Source organism: Acidovorax sp. KPB24-07, from assembly GCF_057543315.1.
This window is the reverse complement of the sequence record NZ_BAAJYS010000346.1, coordinates 1-3,518: the sequence shown is the minus strand read 5'-3', so window position 1 is coordinate 3,518 and position 3,518 is coordinate 1. Positions and strand designations below refer to the sequence as shown.

Genomic DNA, 3,518 nt, shown 5'->3' with positions numbered 1-3,518 from the left:
TTGAACGACCACGGCTACGATCCCTGCCCGGGCTGGGGGATGCCGGGGACGGATCTTTCGGGACAAATAGCCTGGTCTTTGATTGCGCGGGGCTTTTGAACGGAAATCTCGCTTGTACATCGCTTGGCTCATCGACTCCGACAAACAGTTTTCGGTGTTTTGACCTGAAATCTCGCCCATGCCTGAAGTTTTTGATTGCCTGTATTGCTATTGATTCTGTAGCGTTTGGGGCGTCAGGCTTTCGGTGATGGCCCGGATCACCGCCGCCGGCTGCTCGTGCACGATCCAGTGCGAGGCGCCCGGCACCTCGGTGCGGGTGAGCGAAGGCACCCATTGCGCGAGCCCCTGCAGCAGCCCGGGCAGCAGGGCCGGGTCGTCCAGGCCCCAGACCACGCGGGTGGGCACGTTCACGGTGAGCATCGAATCCGGCAGGGTGAGCGCGCCGGCGGCGGGATCGCCCTCGCGCGGCGGGCGCAGCGGGCTGGCGCGGTAGTAGTCGCACGGGCCCGTCAGGCCGGCGCCCCAGGTGGCGCGGTACTGGTCGCGCACCTCGGGGGTGAGCCACGCGGGCGCGTGCCGTCGGCCCGGTCGAAAAAGCCGAACAGGCGCTGGAAGTCGTCGGCCGCAAGCAGCGCCTCGGCGTCCGGCCGGCAGAGAAAGTGCATGTACTGGCTGGCCGCCTGCTGGGCCGGATTGTTCTGCAGCTCGCGCAGGAACGTGCCCGGGTGTGGCGAATTGACGATCACCAGCCGCTGCATCAACTCAGGCCGCTGGTTGGCCAGGTTCCAGGCCACTGCGCCGCCCCAGTCGTGCGCGATCAGCGCGGCCAGGGGCTGCGAGTCGCCGCATTCGGCCGCGATCAGGGCCGTGATGTCCTGCACCAGATGCTTGGCGCGGTAGGCGGCCACGTCCGGCGGGGCGCTCGACGGCGCGAAGCCGCGCAGCCAGGGCGCCACGCAGCGGTAGCCGCCGTGGGCCGGGTCGGCGAAGTGCTCCAGCAGCGCATCCCAGATGAAGGCGCCTTCGGGAAACCCGTGCAGGAACAGCAGCACCGGGCGGCCGCGCTCGCCGCGGGTGCGGCAGTGCAGCGTGGTGCCGTGGGGCAGGGCGTGCGCAATGGTGTCGATCATGGTGCTCTGCCTTGGATCGCAGCCCGCGCATGACCTGTCTGCGCGGGCGCCTAGTTGTCTTCCGAATCCTCGTCCAGGGGCGCCTCTTCGGTGCCGTCCTGCGCCTCGGGCGACGGGCCGGCCACCGGGTGGGACCACTGCCACAGCAGTTGCGCCACCTCGTCCACCCCTTGCTTCTTGAGGGCCGAGAACATCTTGACCTCGCCGCCGCCGGCCTGCAGTCGCGTGATGGACAGCACCTTTGCCTGCTCGGCGCGGGTGAGCTTGTCGGCCTTGGTGAGCAGCACCAGGAATTTCAGGCCCGATTCGACGCGCGGGCGCACGGCCTCCAGCAGCGCCTCGTCCAGCTCGGTCAGGCCCAGACGCGGGTCGCACAGCAGCACGATGCCGGTCAGGCTCTGGCGGGTGACCAGGTAGCTCAGCATCACCTGCTGCCAGCGGATCTTGTCCGAGCGCGACACGGCGGCGTAGCCGTAGCCGGGCAGGTCGGCCAGCACGGCGTCGGTCACGCCCTGCTTGCCCAGCGAGAACAGGTTGATGTGCTGCGTGCGACCGGGCTTCTTGGAGGCGAAGGCCAGCTGCTTTTGCTGCGTGAGCGTGTTGATGCAGGTGGACTTGCCGGCATTGGAGCGGCCGACGAAGGCGATCTCGGGCACATCGATGGGGGGCAGGTGGTGCAGTTGCGCCGCCGTCGTCAGGAACCGCGTGGTGTGCATCCACCCCATGGCGACTTTGGCGTCCGGTGCGGGCGGGAGGGAGCCAGCAACTGGCGCATGTGATGTAGTCGTCATAACGGGGGTTACCAAGGATAGAGGGCCAGGGGGTCGCATTGTAGAATCGCGCCGTTTTGCGCCCATAACACAAGAACCCTCGATATGAAGAAATTGCTTGCTCCCATGCTGATGGCTGCCGTGCTGGCAGTTGCTGCTTTCCCGGCTTTTTCTCAGGGGGCCGCCCCCGCTGCCGCGGCGCAAAAACCCGCCAAGCCGGATCTGGCCAAGGGTGAGGCCACCTTCACGGCCGTGTGCGTGGCCTGCCACGCGGCCGATGGCAACTCCGCCATCGCCATCAACCCCAAGCTGGCCCAGCAGCACCCCGAATACCTCGTCAAGCAGTTGCAGGAGTTCAAGTCCGGCAAGCGCAACAACCCCGTCATGAAGGGCTTCGCCTCGGCCCTGTCCGATGACGACATGCGCAACATCGCCTGGTGGGTGGCGTCCAAGCAGGCCAAGCCCGGCTTCGCCAAGGACAAGGAACTCGTCGCCCTGGGCGAGCGCATCTACCGCGGCGGCATCGCCGACCGCAACATTGCCGCCTGCGCCGGCTGCCACAGCCCCAACGGCGCGGGCATTCCGGTGCAGTACCCTCGCCTGTCGGGCCAGCACGCCGACTACACCGCCGCGCAGCTCGTCGCCTTCCGCGACGGCGTGCGCAGCAACAGCCTGCAGATGACGCAGGTCGCCGCCAAGCTCAACGACCGCGAGATCAAGGCCGTCGCCGACTACATCGCTGGCCTGCGTTGACCTGGGTCAATCCCCCGGGCCGGCCACCGTGCCGCGCCCCTGAACCAACCGCCGATAATCACACCCAAGACGGGCGGGTCCTTCTGAACGGATGGCCCGCCCTTTTGTCTTTCGTCCATGTCTGAAACCACCCACGGCATCCGCATCCACACCCGCTCGCAGGCCATGCGCGCGGCGGTGGAACTGCTGTCGTCCATGCGCTTCGCGATCTCGCTGCTGACGGTGATCTGCATCGCCTCGGTGATCGGCACGGTGCTCAAGCAGCACGAACCCGCCGCCAACTACGTGAACCAGTTCGGGCCGTTCTGGGCCGAGCTGTTCATGGCGCTCAAGCTCAACGCGGTGTACAGCGCGTGGTGGTTCCTGCTGATCCTGGCGTTCCTGGTGGCGAGCACCTCGCTGTGCATCGCGCGCAACGGCCCGCGCTACCTGGCCGACGTGCGCAACTACAAGGAAAACGTGCGGGAGCAGAGCCTGGAGGCCTTCGGGCTGCGGGCCAAAGGGCCGCTGCCCGGCGAAACCCCCGAGGCCGCCGCGCGCCGCATCGGCGACATGCTGGCCGGCGGCGGCTGGAAGGTGCGGCTGCAGCAGCGCACCACGCCGGCCGGGCCCGGAACGGGCTGGATGGTGGCGGCCAAGGCGGGTGCGGCCAACAAGATCGGCTACATCGCGGCGCACAGCGCCATCGTGCTGGTGTGCGTGGGCGGCCTGCTGGACGGCGACCTGGTCGTGCGCGCGCAGATGTGGCTGGGCGGCAAGACGCCGTACAACGGCGGCGGATTGATCTCCGAGGTCCGGCCCGAGCACCGCCTGTCCGAGCGCAACCCGACCTTCCGCGGCAACCTGCTGGTGGCCGAGGGCACGC

3 protein-coding genes and 1 pseudogene are annotated in these 3,518 nt (G+C 68.1%); 2 read left to right on the top strand and 2 right to left on the bottom strand.

Annotation, left to right across the window (positions count from 1 at the left end):
* Nucleotides 1-207 precede the first annotated feature (207 nt).
* Both AC27IQ_RS20650 and yihA read right to left on the bottom strand, forming a co-directional pair.
* Nucleotides 208-1,130 (bottom strand): annotated as a pseudogene (locus AC27IQ_RS20650) (alpha/beta fold hydrolase).
* A 50-nt stretch (nucleotides 1,131-1,180) separates the two neighbouring features.
* Entirely contained in the window at nucleotides 1,181-1,921 is a 741-nt protein-coding gene (gene yihA, locus AC27IQ_RS20645) for a ribosome biogenesis GTP-binding protein YihA/YsxC (protein ID WP_284425977.1), read from the bottom strand.
* An 84-nt stretch (nucleotides 1,922-2,005) separates the two neighbouring features.
* Here yihA and AC27IQ_RS20640 point away from each other — a divergent pair, with 84 nt between their 5' ends.
* A complete protein-coding gene (locus tag AC27IQ_RS20640; RefSeq protein WP_284425978.1) occupies nucleotides 2,006-2,653 on the top strand; it encodes a c-type cytochrome in 648 nt (215 codons plus the stop codon).
* A 117-nt stretch (nucleotides 2,654-2,770) separates the two neighbouring features.
* Nucleotides 2,771-3,518, top strand: a 748-nt coding sequence (locus AC27IQ_RS20635) for a cytochrome c biogenesis ResB family protein (protein WP_487090609.1), incomplete at its 3' end; no start/stop codon positions are given.